Origin of the sequence: Variovorax sp. YR266 (genome assembly GCF_900107295.1) — a bacterium.
GTDB lineage: Bacteria > Pseudomonadota > Gammaproteobacteria > Burkholderiales > Burkholderiaceae_C > Variovorax.
The window spans coordinates 68,719-85,546 of sequence record NZ_FNPM01000009.1; the positions used below are offsets into that span (position 1 = coordinate 68,719).

Consider the following 16,828-nt stretch of genomic DNA (forward strand, 5'->3'; position numbering starts at 1 on the left):
CGGCGGCGCGCGCCACTCCCCGAGGCACGGATGTTGCGTTGACCATGCCAGAGCCCCGCGCCCTCCCACCATGAAATCCGGACTGAGTTTTCTGATCGCTGCCCGTCGCTGCGAAATCGACGAGCTGGATCAGCTCGCCCGCACCAGCGAACTGGTGAGCCTGATCGGCCGCCTCGTCCACGCGCTGCAGCGCGAGCGGGGCATGTCGAACATGTTCCTCACCTCTCGCGGCGCCCGCTTCGCCGACCAGCGCGGCCCGCAGATCGCCGAATGCATCGCGCTGGAGCAAGAGGTGCGCGCCGGCTTCGACCAGCTTGAGGCCGACAACCACCGAGGCGCGGGCACCGGCAACAGCGCGCGCCTGTTCAGCCGCATCGCATGGGTGCTCCCAGGGCTGGACGCGTTGCCCGGCCTGCGCCGCCGCATCGATGCGCTCGAGCTGAAGCCGGCGCAATCCACCGCCGCGTTCGCCAAGCTCGTCGCCGGCCTGCTGTCGGTGGTGTTCGAGGCGGCCGACGGCGCCACCGACCCCGAGATCTCGCGCCTGCTGGTCGCGATGTTCAACTTCATGCAGGGCAAGGAATTCGCCGGCCAGGAGCGCGCCTTCGGCTCCGCCGCGCTGGCGCTGGGCCGCAGCGACGAAGCGCAGCGCCTGCAGTGGCTGCACCTGATCGAATCGCAGGAACGCTGCTTCCAGGTGTTCACCGATTTCTCCGGTGAGGCGGTGCTCGCGCTGTGGCGCAACAGCCAGCCCGATGCCGAAGTGGCCGAGCTCGAACGCATCCGCCGGCGCGGCGCCGCCTCCACGCCGGCTGACGTGCCGCTCAGCCAGGCCTGGTTCGACTGCTGCACCCGCCGCATCGACGCCATGAAGATCGTCGAGGACCGCCTGGCCGCCGACCTGCGCGCGCTGTGCGAGCGAAAAACCGTGCAGGCGCGCAGCGAGCTGCAGGAATACCGGCAGCTGCTCGACACGCTGGCCCCGCAGGCTGGCGCCCTGTTCTTCGACGACGCCGACGCGCAGTCAGCCGCGCCCGCCCAGTTCGGCCGCCATCTCGAACGCTCGGTGCTCGACATGGTCCAGGAACAGTCGCACCGCCTGCAGGCCATGAGCGACGAGCTCGAAACCGTGCGCGCCTCGCTCAACGAACGCAAGATCGTCGAACGCGCCAAGGGCCTGCTGATGGCGCACCGCCGACTCAGCGAAGAAGACGCGCACAAGATGCTGCGCCAGACCGCCATGAACCAGAAACGGCGGCTGGTCGACGTGGCCGAGTCGATGCTGGCAATGGCCGACTACCTGCCCATGCTCGACCGCGCGCCGCCGCGTTGAAGCGGTCCGGACCGTTCAACTTGGTGCAGTGCACAACAACCGTGCCATCCGGCGCTTCCCGGCCTGATCGGGCCCTCTCCCATGCTGTGCGGCCGCACCCCGCTACTTTCTTGATAGCAGCTCATGGCACCCGAAGGCTGGCACACCGCTTGCAAGCAATAAGTTCGTAGGCCCCTCAATGGGTCTTCAGGCAGGCGGCACCCAACGGCGGGTGTCTCCCACCGAACCGGACAAAGGCGTCCCCATCCCGCAAGGGCTCGTTTTCGAGCAGCCCCTGCGCGGTGCGGACGCCTTTTCGTTTTTGTATTTCTTGTTTGTTGTTTGTCTTCAACCGGAGCCCCGCCCTATGACCGACCTGCTCAAAACCCGCCTCAGCCGACGCCGCGTATTGCAAGCCGCTGCCATCGGCGCCGTCGGCATCGACCCGGCGCTGCGCGCCGCCGTCTGGGCCCAGGGCTCGGACAAGCCCGAGAAGGAAGAAGTGAAGATCGGCTTCATCCCGCTGACCGACTGCGCCAGCGTGGTGATGGCCTCGGTGCTCGGCATCGACAAGAAGTACGGCGTGAAGATCGTCCCCAGCAAGGAAGCCAGCTGGGCCGGCGTGCGCGACAAGCTGGTCAACGGCGAGCTCGACATGGCGCACGTGCTCTACGGCCTCGTCTACGGCGTGCACCTCGGCGTGAGCGGCCCCAAGAAGGACATGGCCGTGCTCATGACCCTCAACAACAACGGCCAGGCCATCACGCTGTCGAAGAAGCTCTCGGACAAGGGCGCGGTCGATGCGGCCTCGCTCGCCAAGCTCATCGCCAGCGAGAAGCGCGAATACACCTTCGCGCAGACCTTCCCCACCGGCACGCACGCCATGTGGCTCTACTACTGGCTCGCCTCCGCCGGCATCGACCCGTTCAAGGACGTGAAGAACATCACCGTGCCGCCCCCGCAGATGGTGGCCAACATGCGCGTGGGCAACATGGACGGCTACTGCGTGGGCGAACCCTGGGGCCAGCGCGCGATCATGGACGGCATCGGCATCACGGCCATCACCACGCAGGACATCTGGAAGGACCACCCCGAGAAGGTGCTCGGCACCACGGCCGAGTTCACCAAGAAATACCCGAACACCGCGCGCGCCGTGACCGCCGCCATCCTCGAGGCCGGCAAGTGGATCGACACCGGCCTGCAGAACAAGAACAAGATGGCCGAGACCATCGCCGACAAGAGCTACGTCAACACCAGCGTGGACGCCATCAACCAGCGCATCCTGGGCCGCTACACCAACGGCCTGGGCAAGAGCTGGGACGACCCCAACCACATGAAGTTCTACAACGGCGGCGCCGTGAACTTCCCGTACCTGTCGGACGGCATGTGGTTCCTCACGCAGCACAAGCGCTGGGGCCTGCTGAAGGAACACCCCGACTACCTGAAGGTGGCCACCGAGATCAACCGCATCGACATCTACAAGCAGGCCGCCGCAGCCACGCAGACGCCAGTGCCCAAGGAAACGATGCGCACCAGCAAGCTGTTCGACGGCTCGGTCTGGGACGGCAAAGACCCGAAGAAATACGCCGAGTCCTTCAAGCTTCATGCATAGGGAGAACAACATGGTCAGCGCAGTCTTTCACTCGCCGCTCGAAGCGACCACCGCGCAGGTAACGCAAGTGGCCCCTTCCGTCGCCGCCAGGCCGGCAGCCCCCAAGCCCGCACCCGCCCCGGCGCCCGAGCCCCGGGTGCGCACGCCCATCGACCTGCGCGCCTTCTGGATGCGCGTGCTGCCGCCGCTGACGGGCTTCGGCCTGCTGCTGCTGATCTGGGAAGTGGTGGCCATGAAAAGCACCACCGGCTTCCCCACGCCCGCAGCCACCTGGCAGCAGGCCGTGACGGTGTTCAGCGATCCGTTCTACAGCAAGGGCCCGAACGACCAGGGCGTGGGCTGGAACGTGCTCTCGTCGCTGCAGCGCGTGGCGCTGGGCTTCGGGCTGGCGGCGCTGGTCGGCATTCCGGCGGGCTTTGCCATCGGGCGCTTCGAATTTCTCGCGCGCATGTTCAACCCGCTGATCAGCCTGCTGCGCCCGGTGTCGCCGCTGGCCTGGCTGCCCATCGGCCTCTTGGTGTTCAAGGGCGCCAACCCGGCGGCCATCTGGACCATCTTCATCTGCTCGATCTGGCCGATGGTCATCAACACGGCCGTGGGCGTGCAGCGCGTGCCGAGCGACTACATGAACGTGGCCAAGGTGCTGAACCTCAGCGAATGGAAGATCCTCACCAAGATCCTGTTCCCCGCCGTGCTGCCCTACATGCTGACCGGCGTGCGCCTGGCCGTGGGCACTGCGTGGCTGGTGATCGTGGCGGCCGAGATGCTCACCGGCGGCGTCGGCATCGGCTTCTGGGTGTGGGACGAGTGGAACAACCTCAACGTCGCCAACATCATCATCGCGATCTTCGTGATCGGCATCGTCGGCCTGGTGCTGGAGTTCGCGCTCATCAAGCTCGCAACGGCGTTCACGTTCGAAGAGGTGAAGTCATGATCGACGACAGCAAGTACATCGAGATCCACGGGGTCGAGCAGGCGTTCAAGGCGCCCAAGGGCCGCTTCGTCGCGCTGCGCGACGTGAACCTGAACGTGGCCAAGGGCGAGTTCATCACGCTCATCGGCCACTCGGGCTGCGGCAAGTCGACGCTGCTGAACCTGATTGCGGGGCTCACCACGCCCACCGAAGGCTCGCTGCTGTGCGCCAACAAGGAAATCAGGGGCCCCGGCCCCGAGCGCGCGGTGGTGTTCCAGAACCACTCTCTGCTGCCCTGGCTCACCTGCTTCGAGAACGTGTACCTCGCGGTCGAGCGCGTGTTCGCAGCCACCGAAAACAAGGCGCAGCTGCGCGCGCGCACCGATGCGGCGCTGGCGCTGGTGGGCCTCACGCCCGCCGCGCAGAAGCGGCCCGGCGAAATCTCCGGCGGCATGAAGCAGCGCGTGGGCATTGCGCGCGCTCTGTCGATGGAGCCCAAGGTGCTGCTGATGGACGAGCCCTTCGGCGCGCTCGACGCCCTCACCCGCGCCAAGCTGCAGGACGAGCTTCTGGCCATCGTGCAGAAGACGCACAGCACCGTCGTCATGGTGACGCACGACGTCGACGAGGCCGTGCTGCTGAGCGACCGCATCGTGATGCTGACCAACGGCCCTGCCGCCACCATCGGCGACGTACTCGCAGTGAACCTTCCGCGCCCGCGCAACCGCGTCGAACTGGCCGAAGACCCGGCCTATGTGCACGCGCGCAAGGCGGTGATCGATTTCCTCTACACGCGCCAGGCGCACGTGGAGAAGGTCGCGGCCTGACGCTGCGCCCGCGCCAGCACAACCGGCGTCAGGACATGATCACTTGCAGGCTGTGCTCGTACGACGCCGTGAGGCGCTCGAAGGTGTCGACCAGCGCGTCGCTGGAACGCACCAGCGTGGCGCGGCCGTCGGCGCTGTCGAGCGTGCGCACGCCGCCGACCAGCCGCAGCCATTCGTCGCGGGCGCTGGCCAGCGCGGCGCGGATCTCGGTGGTGCTGAGCGGCGCGTGCTCCAGCTCGAGCAATGCGGCCTCGAACTCGGCCATGGTCGGCACCAGCCGCGCGTTCGCGGCCTTCTCTTTCAGCGCGGCGGCCAGCAGCGCGTCCTTGGCCAGCCGCTGCGCACGCATGCGCTGCCGCCCGCAGATGTTGACGATGCGCAGCGCGCGCCGCGCGCCCGAGGTTTCGAGCGCCTCAGTCAAGGCCTCGGCGGCGCAGAGCAGCACTTCCGCGCGCTGGTCGATATCGGCCAGCCCCGCGGCCGTCGGCCGCGCGGTCAGGGCAGTGGTCAGCCCGCTCCACGCGGCTTGCGCATCCCCCAGCGCCTGCGCACCAGCCGCACCGAGCCCGAGGGCCGCCAGATGATCGAGGTTCTGCTGCACTCGCTCGGCCGACTGCGTGCGCAGCACCCGCGCCCGCTGGGCGTCGATGTTGCCCAGCAGCTGCGCCGCCACGCGTACCAGCCGCTGCGAAAGCATGCGCAGTTGCCCGGCGCGGTTGATCGCGTCGGCCCACTGCGCCGCCTCGATGACCGAGCGCGACACCTCGCCCAGACGCAGGTTGGCATGCATCGCAGCGCCGCGCAGCAGGCCGAAGGCCTCGTCCTCGCCGATGCCGCGCGCGGACATCAGCAGGCCCTTGGCACGGTCGACCCACTTGCGCTCGTCCATGCGGGTGCGCAGGCTCTCCAGTTCGGTGCGGAAAGTGGCCTCGCGCTGCCAGCGCGACTGGGCGCGGGCGGTCAATGCGGCGAGCGATTCGGCATCGACGGCATCGGCCTGCATCCACGCGTGCACGCCGAGTGCGACCAGTTCTTCATGCTGAGCACCGTTCAACGGCGCACTGACCAGGCTCAGCGCACACGGCGGCAGGCCGGCCCACATGCGCAATTCGTCGAGCAGCGCGGGCGTGGGCAAAGGCAGGCAGATCAAGGCCTGCCGGGGGGCCAGCGCCTCGACCTGCCGCGCGAAGCTGCCGCAATCCGCGCAGCCGAGCACGTCGAGACCGGCGCCGGACAGCGCCCGCGCAAGCGCCTCGGGCAACACGAGGCCGGCGGGTTCATCGGGCAGGACTACGAGAAGGGACATCTTGGGGAAGCGGTGTGGGAACGCACCGCGAGCATAGGCCACGCCCGCGCGAACTCGCAGGCACGCCTCTTGCATGAAACGGAGCGCGGTGTAACGACGCACCGCTTTGGTGATGAGGCTGCAGGCTCCTGCAGCCGGCCCGGCAATTCACACGCCGTGCACACCCCCACGCCGACAGCGTCCGCTGCCGGCACTCCGACCCCAACCCCGTCCGTCGACACGACCTCTCCAGGGTCGCGCCGCGGCTTTTCGCATCTTTGAACGCCATGTCCAGCTTCAGGAATTTCTTGCAATCAGGCCACAGCCCGACACTGTTCGCGGCCTTCCTGTACTTCTCGTTTTCCTGCTGCATCTGGGTGCTCAACGGCGCCATGGCGCCCTTCATCGGCGAAACCTTCAATCTCTCGCCCGCCCAGAAGGGCCTGATGCTGTCGGTGCCGATCATCGCCGGCGCGCTGATGCGCTTTCCGCTGGGCATCCTCTCGCAGTACATCGGCCGCAAGAAGGCAACGCTGGTCGAGATGGCGCTGATCGCGGTGGCGATGCTGTTCGGTTTCTTCTTCGTCAAGAGCTTCAACGACCTGCTCGCCATGGGTGTGCTGCTGGGCATTGCGGGTGCGAGCTTCGGCGTGGCGCTGTCGCTTGGCTCGGGCTGGTTCCCGCCGCAGCACAAGGGCCTGGCCATGGGCCTTGTGGGCGCGGGCAACGTGGGCACGGCGGTGTCGGTGCTGGTGGCGCCGCCCCTGGCGAACTGGCTGGGCTGGCAGGCGGTGTACGGCGTGGCCGCCGTCGCCATCCTCATTCCGATGGTCGTGATGGTGGTGTTCGCCAAGGAGCCGCCGGACGTGAACGCCCATTCGAGCTTCCGCGAGCACATTGCCTGCCTGTTCGAGAAAGACGGCTGGGTGTTCAGCCTGATCTACGGCGTGACCTTCGGCGGCTTCATCGGCCTCACGACCTTCCTGCCCTCGTACTACTACGACCAGTTCGGCGTGAGCAAGGTGCAGGCCGGCCAGCTGACCATGCTCGCGGCCTTCATGGGCGCGGCGGTGCGCGTCGTGGGCGGCTGGATCTCCGATCGTTGGGGCGGCGTGAACACGCTGACGGTGGTGCTGCTGGTGGTGGCCGTGAGCCTTGTGCTGGTGGGCTTCTCTTCAGGCTCGCTGGCTGTCACCACGCTGGTGCTGATCGTCTGCTTCGCCGCACTGGGCGCGGGCAACGGCGCGCTGTTCCAGCTGGTGCCGCTGCGCTGGCCTACGAGCACGGCGGTGGCCGGCTCGATGATCGGCGAGATCGGCGCACTGGGCGGTGGCCTCGTGCCCAACGCCATGGGCCTGTCGAAGCAATACCTGGGCAGCTATATCTGGGGCTTCGTGTTCTTCGCGGCGCTCTCGCTGGTGATGCTGGGCGTGATGCGCGTGATGCAGATCCGCTGGACGCGCACCTGGGCCGAAAAGGGGGGCCGTGCACGCGTCACGACGCCGCACGCAGCTGCCCCCCACATTCGAAAGACGGCACGCTCATGACACGCCCCGCCGTCTTCCGCTCAACGTGGCAAGAACAGCAGCCACACGATGAGCAGCACGTTGAACAGCACCGACACGCCGAGCGCGAGCTGGTAGAGCGCGAGCGGGTCGCGGCGGATCAGCGGCGTGGCGGCGGGCGCGTTCACGGGGCGCGAAGCGCCGCGCTCCAACGCGAGCAGCAGTTCCTCGGCGGTTTCGAAGCGCTCGCGCGGATCGCGGGCAACGGCCTTGCGCACCAGATGGTCGAGCCAGATCGGCACGTCGGGGCGGATGCGCGAGAGCGCGACCGGATCGCGCCGGTAGCGCGCCACCTGGTAGGGCTCGATTTCGCCGTAGGGCAGATGGCCGGTGAGCCACTGGTACAGCGTGACGCCGAGCGCGAACAGGTCGCTGGCCGCGTCGGCGGTGCCGCCCTCCTCCCACTGCTCGGGGTTGATGTAGCTGGGCGTGCCGGCATGCAGCTCGCGCTGGGCAGCGCCTTCTCTTCCGGACAGGGCTACGCCGAGGTCGAGGATGCGCCAGCGCCCGTCGTCGCCCAGGTGCAGGTTGCCGGGCTTGATATCGCGATGGATCACGCCCTGCCGGTGCAGCCGGCCGAGCGCGCGGCTCAGCTCGACGCCGGCGGCCACCACCTCGGCCACCGCGCCGCGCGCGTTCGCCTTGCGCAGCTGCTCCAGCGTGCGCCCGCCATGCCAGTCGAACACGATGTACAGCGCGCTCGCGTTCTCGGCGCGCTCGTGCACGCGGACGAAACCGCTGCCGCCAATACCTCCGACGCGCAGCCCCAGCCATGCCTCGTGCGCCAGCATCGCGCGTTCCTGCGGATCGCCGGCACGCGAGGGATGCAGCGTCTTCAGCGCGACCAGCTCGCGCGTCTGCGGATGCCGCGCCTGGTACAGCAGGTGCACGCCAGTGTCGGCCACCAGCGCGGTGATGGCGTAGCCATCGAGCACGTCGCCCACCTTCAGCGCGGGCGGCGGTGCGAGCCGGCGACCGTCGCCGAGCTCGTCGTCGAGCTGGCGCGCATCGAGCCCCACCACGCGGATGACCAGCGCGGTCGCGTTGTCGCGCGAGCCGGCGTCGAGCGCCGCATGCACCAGCGCCTCGCTGGCCGCTTCGGCATCGCCCTGCAGGGCCAGCGCGGCCACCTGCTGCGGCTTGAGCACGCCGTGGACGCCGTCGGAGCTCAGCACGAAGCAGTCGCCCACGCGCACGTCGCCCTGGGCGTAGTCGACGCGCACCTGGTCGTCGAGGCCGATGGCGCGCGTGAGCCGGCTGCGCATGTCGGGGTGATCGAAGGCGTGGTCCTGCGTGAGCGGCACGGCCGGCCCGCCGCCGGCGCGCACGCGCCAGGCGCGCGTATCGCCCACGTGCGCCAGCGTGTAGCTCTGGCCGTGCAGCACCAGTGCGGTGAGCGTGGTGAGCGCCGTGCCGCCGTCCTGCTTGCTCTGGCGCCGGCGGTTGTGGTCGGCCAGCCAGCCGTTCTGCGCGCCGATCAGGCGGTCGAGCGCGGCGGTCGGCTCCCAGGTGGCGGGCGTAGCGAAGTAGTCGGCCAGCAGGCCCATCACCGTGGTCTGCGCCGCTTCGCGGCCGTGCCCGCCGCTCGACACCCCATCGGCAATGGCCGCAATGAGGCCGCGGGCCTCGTCGCCCGGCGGCGCATGCACCGCACCGGCGAAGTCTTCGTTCAGCTCGCGCGGTCCGCGCTGGCTGCTGTAGCCGATGTCCACTTCAAAGCTCATGGCGCGATTCTGAACGCGCGCCGCGGGCGCTCCTTTGCTTGATTTCCCTGAAAGGCCCAGCCCCATGAAGAAAATGAAACTCGTGATGGTCGGCAACGGCATGGCCGGCGTGCGCACACTCGAAGAGCTGCTGAAGATCGCGCCCGAGCTGTACGACATCACCGTCTTCGGCGCGGAGCCGCATCCCAACTACAACCGCATCCTGCTGTCGCCGGTGCTGGCGGGCGAGCAGACGGTCGACGAGATCGTGCTCAACAGCTGGGAGTGGTACACGGACAACAACATCACGCTGCACGCCGGCAAGAAGGTGGTGGAAGTCGACCGCGTCAAGCGCGTCGTGCGCGCCGTGGATTCGCAAGGCGATGTCACCGAGGCCGCCTACGACCGCCTGCTGATGTGCACCGGCTCCAACCCCTTCATGCTGCCGGTGCCCGGCAAGGACCTGAAGGGCGTGATCGCCTACCGCGACATCGCCGACACCGACTACATGATCGAGACCGCGCGCACGCACAAGAACGCGGTGGTCATCGGCGGTGGCCTGCTGGGCCTGGAAGCCGCCAACGGCCTGATGCTGCGCGGCATGAACGTGACGGTGGTGCACGTGATGCCCTGGCTGATGGAGCGCCAGCTCGACGACGTGGCGGGCAAGCTGCTGCAGAAGTCGCTGGAAGACCGGGGCCTGAAGTTCCGGATCGGTGCGCAGACGCAAGACCTCGTCGGCGACAGCGACGACGGCAAGGGCGGCCGCGTCAAGACCATCCGCTTCAAGGACGGCACCGAGGTGGCGGCCGACCTGGTGGTGATGGCCGTGGGCATCCGCCCCAACGTGGAGCTGGCCGAGAAGATGCGCCTGCACTGCAACCGCGGCATCGTCGTCACCGACACCATGCAGACGGTGACTGACGCGCGCATCTACTCGGTCGGCGAATGCGCGGCTCACCGCGGCATTGCCTACGGCCTGGTCGCGCCGCTGTTCGAGCAGGCCAAGGTGGCGGCCAACCATCTGGCGCAGTTCGGCATCGGCCGCTACCTGGGCTCGCTCACCTCCACCAAGCTGAAGGTGACGGGTATCGACCTGTTCTCGGCCGGCGAGTTCATGGGCGGCGAAGGCACTGAAGAGATCGTCATGAGCGACCCCTTCGGTGGCGTCTACAAGAAGCTGGTGATCAAGGACGACAAGCTGGTGGGCGCCTGCCTCTACGGCGACACGGTGGACGGCAGCTGGTACTTCAAGCTGCTGCGCGACGGCCGCAGCGTGCACGACATCCGCGACAAGCTCATGTTCGGCGAATCGAACATCGGCGACACCGGCCACGAGGGCCACAACAAGGCCGCGACCATGCCCGACGACGCCGAGGTCTGCGGCTGCAACGGCGTGAGCAAGGGCACCATCTGCAAGGCCATCAAGGAAAAGGGCCTGTTCACGCTCGACGAGGTGAAGAAGCACACCAAGGCCAGTGCCAGCTGCGGCTCGTGCACCGGGCTGGTCGAGCAGATTTTGATGTTCACCGCCGGCGGCGACTACTCGGCCACGCCGAAGAAGAAGGCCGTGTGCGGCTGCACCGACGCGAGCCACCAGGACGTGCGCGACGCGATCCGCAAGGAGCACTACCTGACGCACGACGAGGTGTATCGCAACCTCGGCTGGCGCACGCCCAACGGCTGCGCCACCTGCCGCCCGGCCATCAACTACTACCTGATCAGCACCTGGCCGAAGGAGGCCAAGGACGATCCGCAGAGCCGCTTCATCAACGAGCGCAGCCACGCCAACATCCAGAAGGACGGCACCTACTCCGTCATTCCGCGCATGTGGGGCGGCCACACCACGCCCGACGAACTGCGCCGCATTGCCGACGCGGCCGACAAGTACAAGATTCCGACCGTCAAGGTCACGGGCGGCCAGCGCATCGACCTGCTGGGCGTGAAGAAGGAAGACCTGGAAAACGTCTGGAAAGACATCGGCATGCCCAGCGGCTTTGCCTATGCCAAGTCGCTGCGCACGGTGAAGACCTGCGTGGGCAGCGAGTGGTGCCGCTTCGGCACGCAAGACTCCACGCAGATGGGCAAGGACCTGGAGCGCGCGCTGTGGGCGATGTACTCGCCGCACAAGGTCAAGCTGGCGGTGTCGGGCTGCCCGCGCAACTGTGCGGAGGCCGGCATCAAGGACGTGGGCGTGATCGGCGTCGACTCGGGCTGGGAACTCTACGTGGGCGGCAACGGCGGCATCAAGACCGAGGTCGCGCAGTTCCTTGTGAAGGTGAAGACGGCCGAGGAAGTGATGGAGTACTCGGGCGCCTTCCTGCAGCTCTACCGCGAAGAGGGCTGGTACCTGGAGCGCACGGTGCACTACATCGGCCGCGTGGGCCTGGACTACGTGAAGAAGAAGATCCTCGACGACGCCGAAGGCCGCAAGGCGCTGTGGGAACGCCTGCAATTCGCGCTCGACGGCGAGCCCGATCCGTGGTTCGAATCGGCGCAGGCCTCGGTCGATGTGCGGCAGTTCACGCCGCTGACGGCGCCGATCGACACCCACCAGACCGCCTGAAAGGAGACACCATGAGCGATTGGAAAGTCATCTGCCGCATCGACGACATCCCCGTGCTCGGCGCCCGCCGCGTGGCGCGGCCTGCCGGCGTGGACGTTGCCGTGTTCCGCAACGCCGAGAACGAGGTGTTCGCGCTGCTCGACCGCTGCCCGCACAAGGGTGGCCCGCTGAGCCAGGGCATCGTGTTCGGCACCAGCGTGGCCTGCCCGCTGCACAACTGGGCCATCGGACTGGACGACGGCTGCGCCAGGTCGCCCGACGAAGGCTGTACGCCGAAGTTCGCCGTGAAGGTGGAAGACGGCGTGGTGCACCTGGACGCGGGCGAACTGGCCACGCACGCCATCGAACTGGAGCGCCCGGTCGCCGGCCCGAAGCCGTTCGCGGTGCTGACGGTTCTGCCGCTGGAATAACCCATGACGCTTGAGACCCGCTCCACCTGCCCCTACTGCGGCGTCGGTTGCGGCGTCATCATCGAATCGCAGGGCAGCGAAATCACCGGCGTGCGTGGCGACCCTGACCACCCGGCGAACTTCGGCCGGCTGTGCACCAAGGGCTCGACGCTGCACCTCACGGCCAGCGCCACGGTCACGCGGCAGACGCGGCTGCTGCAGCCCATGCAACGCCTCGTGCGCGCAGAAGCACCCACCGCGGTGACGTGGGACACCGCGCTCGACAACGCCGCCGGCAAGTTCGCGCAGGTGATCCGCGACCACGGCCCGGACTCGGTTGGCTTCTACGTGTCGGGCCAGTTGCTCACCGAGGACTACTACGTCTTCAACAAGCTCGCCAAGGGCCTGATCGGCACCAACAACGTCGACACCAACTCGCGCCTGTGCATGAGCAGCGCCGTGGCCGGCTACAAGCAGACGCTGGGCGCCGACGCGCCGCCGGCCTGCTACGACGACCTGAAGCACGCCGACTGCCTGTTCATCGTGGGCAGCAACACGGCGTGGGCGCACCCCATTCTTTTTCGCCGCATCGAGGACGCGAAGGCCGCGAACCCGGCGCTGAAGATCGTGGTGGCCGACCCGCGCCGCACCGACACGGTCGAGATCGCCGACCTGTTCCTGCCCATCCAGCCCGGCACCGACGTGATGCTGTTCAACGGCATGCTGCACCTGATGCTGTGGGAAGGCTGGATCGACGCGAAGTACATCGCGGCGCACACCAACGGCTTCGACGCATTGAAGGCAACGGTGCGCGAATGCACGCCGGACAAGGTCGCGCAGGTGTGCGGCATCCCGAAGGAAGACCTGCTCGAGGCGGCGCGGCTGTTCGCCACATCGCCCGCCACGCTGAGCCTGTACTGCCAGGGCCTGAACCAGTCGTCGAGCGGCACGGCGAAGAACGCGGCGCTCATCAACCTGCACCTGGCGACCGCGCAGATCGGCCGCGCCGGCGCGGGCCCGTTCTCGCTGACCGGCCAGCCCAATGCGATGGGCGGGCGCGAAGTCGGCGGCCTCGCCAACCTGCTGAGCGCGCACCGCGACCTGGCGAACCCCGATCACCGCGCCGAAGTGGCCGCGCTGTGGGGCGTGCCCTCGGTGCCCGAGAAGCCGGGCAAGACCGCCGTCGAGATGTTCCAGGCTGCGGCCGACGGCGAGATCCGTGCGCTGTGGATCGCCTGCACCAACCCGGCGCAGTCGATGCCCGACCAGGCCACGGTGCGCCGCGCGCTGGAACGCGCCGAGTTCGTCGTGGTGCAGGAAGCCTTTGCCACCACCGCCACCTGCGCCTTTGCCGACCTGCTGCTGCCCGCCACCACCTGGGGCGAGAAGGAAGGCACCGTGACCAACAGCGAGCGCCGCATCTCGCGCGTGCGCCCGGCCGTGCCGGCGCCCGGCGAGGCGCGCAACGACTGGTCGATAGCCGTGGCCTTCGCGCACCGGCTCGAAAGGCAGTTGGGCCGCGCGTTCACGCTGTTTCCGTACGAGACGGCCGAATCGGTCTGGAACGAGCATCGCGAGTCCACGCGCGGGCGCGACCTCGACATCACCGGCCTGAGCTACGCGATGCTGGAAACCGCCGGCCCGCAGCAATGGCCGCTGAAGGAAGGCGAAAGCACCGGCCGCGTGCGCCTCTACGAAGACGGCGTGTTCCCCACGCCCGATGGCCGCGCCCGCTTCGTCGACACGGTCTACAAGCCGGTGGCCGAAGCCCGCGAGGCCCGCTACCCTTTCTCGCTGAACACCGGCCGCCTGCGCGACCAGTGGCACGGCATGAGTCGCACCGGCACCGTCGGCCGCCTGTTCGGCCATGTGTCGGAGCCGGTGGTGCAGATGAACGCGCAGGACATGGCGCGCCGCCAGATCCGCGAAGGCGACCTGGTGCACCTGACGTCGAAGCGCGGCTCGATCATGCTGCCCGCGCGCGCCAGCGCCGAGGTGGGGCTGAGCCAAGCCTTTGTGGCCATGCACTGGGGCGAGGAGTACCTGAGCGGCTGCTCGTCGAACGGCACGCGGCTCGCGGGCATCAACGCGCTGACCACGCCGGCCTACTGCCCGACCTCGAAGCAGCCCGAGCTGAAGCACACGCCGGTGAAGATCCTCAAGGCCGAGCTGCCGTGGTCGCTGCTGGCCATGGCCTGGCTGCCCGATGGCGACGCGCTGGCCGCGCACCGCGCGCTGCAGCCGATGATGGCGCTGTTTCCTTTTGCGACCTGCGTGCCGTTTGCCGGCAACACGCAGGGCGCCGAACGCAGCGGCCTCCTCTTTCGCGCCGCTGCGCACGACGCGCCCGACGACGCGCTGGTCGAGAAGATCGAAGCCCTGCTCGGCCTGCAGACCGCCGACACCCTGCGCTACGCCGACCGCCGCCGGGGCCAGCGCCGCTCGGCCCGGCTGGTGCGCCGTGCCGACGGCAGCGCGGGCCTCGAAGCCTTCCTGCTGGGCGGCGACACCAGCGCCGAAACCTGGATCTCCACGCTGCTGCGCGAGGAACTACCGGCGCAGAGCTACGGCCGCCTGCTGCTGTCGCCGGGCTCGAAAGCGCCGGTGGCGGTGCAGTCGCGCGGCAAGACGGTGTGCACCTGCTTCAACGTGGCGGACGTGGCGATCCAGACCGAACTGGGCCGCTGCACCGGCACCGCCGACGAGCGGCTGGCCAAGCTGCAGGGCGCGCTGAAGTGCGGCACCAACTGCGGCTCGTGCATTCCGGAGCTCAGGCGCATGGTGCGGGCTACGCCAGCCGAAGCGATGGTGGAAGCCCCATGACAGCCCTGTGCATAAGCCGAATGACATTCCGGCATAAGCGTTGCAGGACAATCCGCCTACCCATGGGAATCAGCCAATACATCAAGGAAATCGGCCGCGGCGCGCGAGGCGCCAAGCCGCTCACGCGTGAACAGGCCACCGACCTGTTCGGCCAGGTGCTGGACGGCACCGTCACCGACCTCGAAATCGGCGGCTTCTGCCTGGCCATGCGCATCAAGGGCGAAACGCCCGAGGAAATGGCCGGCTTTCTCGATGCCACCCATGCGCGGCTGAACCGCATTCCGGCGGGCGACCGGGCGCTGGTCGTGCTGCCCAGCTACAACGGCGCGCGCAAGCTGCCGGTGCTCACGCCGCTGCTGGCGCTGCTGCTGGCGCGCGAAGGCCTGCCGGTGCTGGTGCACGGCAGTGCGAGCGAAACTTCGCGCGTGCTGGCGTCGAACGTGCTCTCGGCGCTCGATGTTCCGCCCATGACCGCCATCCGCCCCATCGCCAACGGCGAAGCGGCCTTTGCGCCCACCGAACTGCTGAACCCCGCGCTCAAGCGCCTGCTCGATGTGCGCCGCGTGGTCGGCCTGCGCAACCCGGGCCACAGCGTGGTGAAGCTGATGCAGCCCACCGCCGGCCCCTGCGTGGTGGTGGCCAGCTACACGCACCCCGAATACGCCCGCACCATGGGCGAGACCTTCGAACTCACGGGCATGACCGCCCTGCTCTCGCGCGGCCTCGAAGGCGAAGTGGTGTCCGACCCGCGCCGCACCGCGCAGATCGACGGCTTCGTGCGCGGCGTGCGCACCGAACTGCAGGCGCAGCAGGCCGGCACCACCGCCGAAGTGCCGGGCCTGCCGAAGGAAATCGACGTCGCCACCACCGCCGGCTACACGCGCCGCGTGCTGGCCGGCGAGCTTCCCGTGCCCGAAGCCATTGCGGCGCAAGTCAGGCACATCACGCAACTGGCATCCCACGCATGAACAACGACACCCCCACCTCCCTCATCACCGGCCGCTGCACGCTGGTGGGCGCCGGCCCCGGCGACCCGGAGCTGCTGACCGTCAAGGCCGTGAAGGCAATCCAGGCCGCGACGGTGCTGCTGGTCGACGACCTCGTGAACGACGAGATCGTGCAGGCCTACGCCCGCCCCGGAGCGCGCATCGTGCACGTGGGCAAGCGCGGCGGCTGCAAGAGCACGCCGCAGGCATTCATCGAGCGGCTGATGATCACCGCGGTGCGCGAAGGCGAGACGGTAGTGCGCCTCAAGGGCGGCGACCCGTTCATCTTCGGCCGCGGTGGCGAAGAAGTGGAGCACCTGCGCGAAGCCGGCATCGAATGCACCGTGGTCAACGGCATCACCGCCGGCCTGGCGGCCGTGACCGCGCTGGGCGTGCCGCTCACGCACCGCGACCATGCGCAGGGCGTGGTGTTCGTCACCGGCCATGCCAAGACAGGGGCCGGTGCAGCCGAGGACCCGACCGACTGGCGCGCGCTGGCCGCGACGGCGTACAACGCGCGGCTCACGCTCGTTATCTACATGGGCGTGTCGGGCGCCGGGCACATCGAACGCGAACTGCTGCAAGGCCTGCCGGGCGACACGCCGGTGGCCGTCATCCAGCATGCGAGCCTGCCGCACCAGCGGCACATCGCGACCACGCTGGGCAACCTGCAGAACGGCATCGCCGAGGCCGGCCTGGCCAGCCCGGCTGTGATCGTGGTGGGCGACGTGCTGCGCGGACTGGCAGCCGCCGAGGTACCGGTGGACGCGGACAAGTTCGGTACCTGATCGGCACCTGACCAGGGCGAGGACGGCACGAGCGGCACGGGCGCCGCGCACCACAACGT

Annotated in this window: 12 protein-coding genes; 10 read left to right on the forward strand and 2 right to left on the reverse strand. The window is 68.5% G+C overall.

Features of this window, described 5'->3' with window-relative positions; translation table 11 throughout:
* The first annotated feature begins 70 nt into the window (after positions 1-70).
* From BLW48_RS22905 to BLW48_RS22920, 4 genes are all read left to right on the forward strand, one after another.
* Positions 71-1,333, forward strand: a complete 1,263-nt coding sequence (locus tag BLW48_RS22905; RefSeq protein WP_093057860.1) for a nitrate regulatory protein — start codon at positions 71-73, stop codon at positions 1,331-1,333.
* Between the two features lie 346 nt (positions 1,334-1,679).
* A complete protein-coding gene (locus tag BLW48_RS22910) occupies positions 1,680-2,924 on the forward strand; it encodes a CmpA/NrtA family ABC transporter substrate-binding protein (protein WP_093079892.1) in 1,245 nt (414 codons plus the stop codon).
* A gap of 10 nt (positions 2,925-2,934) precedes the next feature.
* A complete protein-coding gene (gene ntrB / locus BLW48_RS22915; protein WP_093177653.1) occupies positions 2,935-3,858 on the forward strand; it encodes a nitrate ABC transporter permease in 924 nt (307 codons plus the stop codon).
* Positions 3,855-4,664: an ABC transporter ATP-binding protein gene (locus tag BLW48_RS22920; protein WP_093177654.1), complete on the forward strand. Its 810-nt coding sequence runs from the start codon at positions 3,855-3,857 to the stop codon at positions 4,662-4,664. The genes ntrB and BLW48_RS22920 overlap by 4 nt, the downstream gene beginning before the upstream one ends.
* A 28-nt stretch (positions 4,665-4,692) precedes the next feature.
* Here the strand turns inward: BLW48_RS22920 and BLW48_RS22925 are convergent, their stop codons facing one another.
* A complete protein-coding gene (locus BLW48_RS22925; RefSeq protein WP_256330878.1) occupies positions 4,693-5,970 on the reverse strand; it encodes an ANTAR domain-containing protein in 1,278 nt (425 codons plus the stop codon).
* Positions 5,971-6,236: 266 nt separating this feature from the next.
* On the opposite strand from BLW48_RS22925, the gene BLW48_RS22930 reads away from it, so the two are divergent.
* Positions 6,237-7,496, forward strand: coding sequence for an MFS transporter (locus BLW48_RS22930; protein WP_093057865.1), 1,260 nt, complete (start codon positions 6,237-6,239; stop codon positions 7,494-7,496).
* A gap of 20 nt (positions 7,497-7,516) precedes the next feature.
* On the opposite strand, the gene BLW48_RS22935 is transcribed toward BLW48_RS22930, so the two are convergent.
* Complete coding sequence (locus BLW48_RS22935) at positions 7,517-9,238, reverse strand: bifunctional protein-serine/threonine kinase/phosphatase (protein ID WP_093177658.1); 1,722 nt, start codon at positions 9,236-9,238, stop codon at positions 7,517-7,519.
* A 64-nt stretch (positions 9,239-9,302) separates the two neighbouring features.
* Between BLW48_RS22935 and nirB the strand changes: the two genes are divergently transcribed.
* The 5 genes from nirB to cobA all read left to right on the forward strand — a co-directional run bounded on the left by nirB (position 9,303) and on the right by cobA (position 16,769).
* Positions 9,303-11,783 carry a nitrite reductase large subunit NirB gene (nirB, locus tag BLW48_RS22940; protein WP_093057867.1) on the forward strand — a complete coding sequence of 827 codons (2,481 nt, stop codon included), beginning with the start codon at positions 9,303-9,305 and terminating at the stop codon, positions 11,781-11,783.
* 11 nt (positions 11,784-11,794) lie between these two features.
* Positions 11,795-12,193 carry a nitrite reductase small subunit NirD gene (gene nirD / locus BLW48_RS22945; RefSeq protein ID WP_093177659.1) on the forward strand — a complete coding sequence of 133 codons (399 nt, stop codon included), beginning with the start codon at positions 11,795-11,797 and terminating at the stop codon, positions 12,191-12,193.
* Between the two features lie 3 nt (positions 12,194-12,196).
* A complete protein-coding gene (locus BLW48_RS22950; RefSeq protein WP_093177661.1) occupies positions 12,197-14,995 on the forward strand; it encodes a nitrate reductase in 2,799 nt (932 codons plus the stop codon).
* A 62-nt stretch (positions 14,996-15,057) separates the two neighbouring features.
* Positions 15,058-15,963 (forward strand): DNA-binding protein YbiB, encoded by a 906-nt coding sequence (ybiB, locus tag BLW48_RS22955; protein ID WP_093057870.1) that lies wholly within the window; start codon positions 15,058-15,060, stop codon positions 15,961-15,963.
* On the forward strand, positions 15,960-16,769 hold the full coding sequence (gene cobA / locus BLW48_RS22960) for a uroporphyrinogen-III C-methyltransferase (RefSeq protein ID WP_093079878.1): 810 nt from the start codon (positions 15,960-15,962) through the stop codon (positions 16,767-16,769). Before ybiB ends, cobA begins: the two co-directional genes overlap by 4 nt.
* Positions 16,770-16,828: the final 59 nt, after the last annotated feature.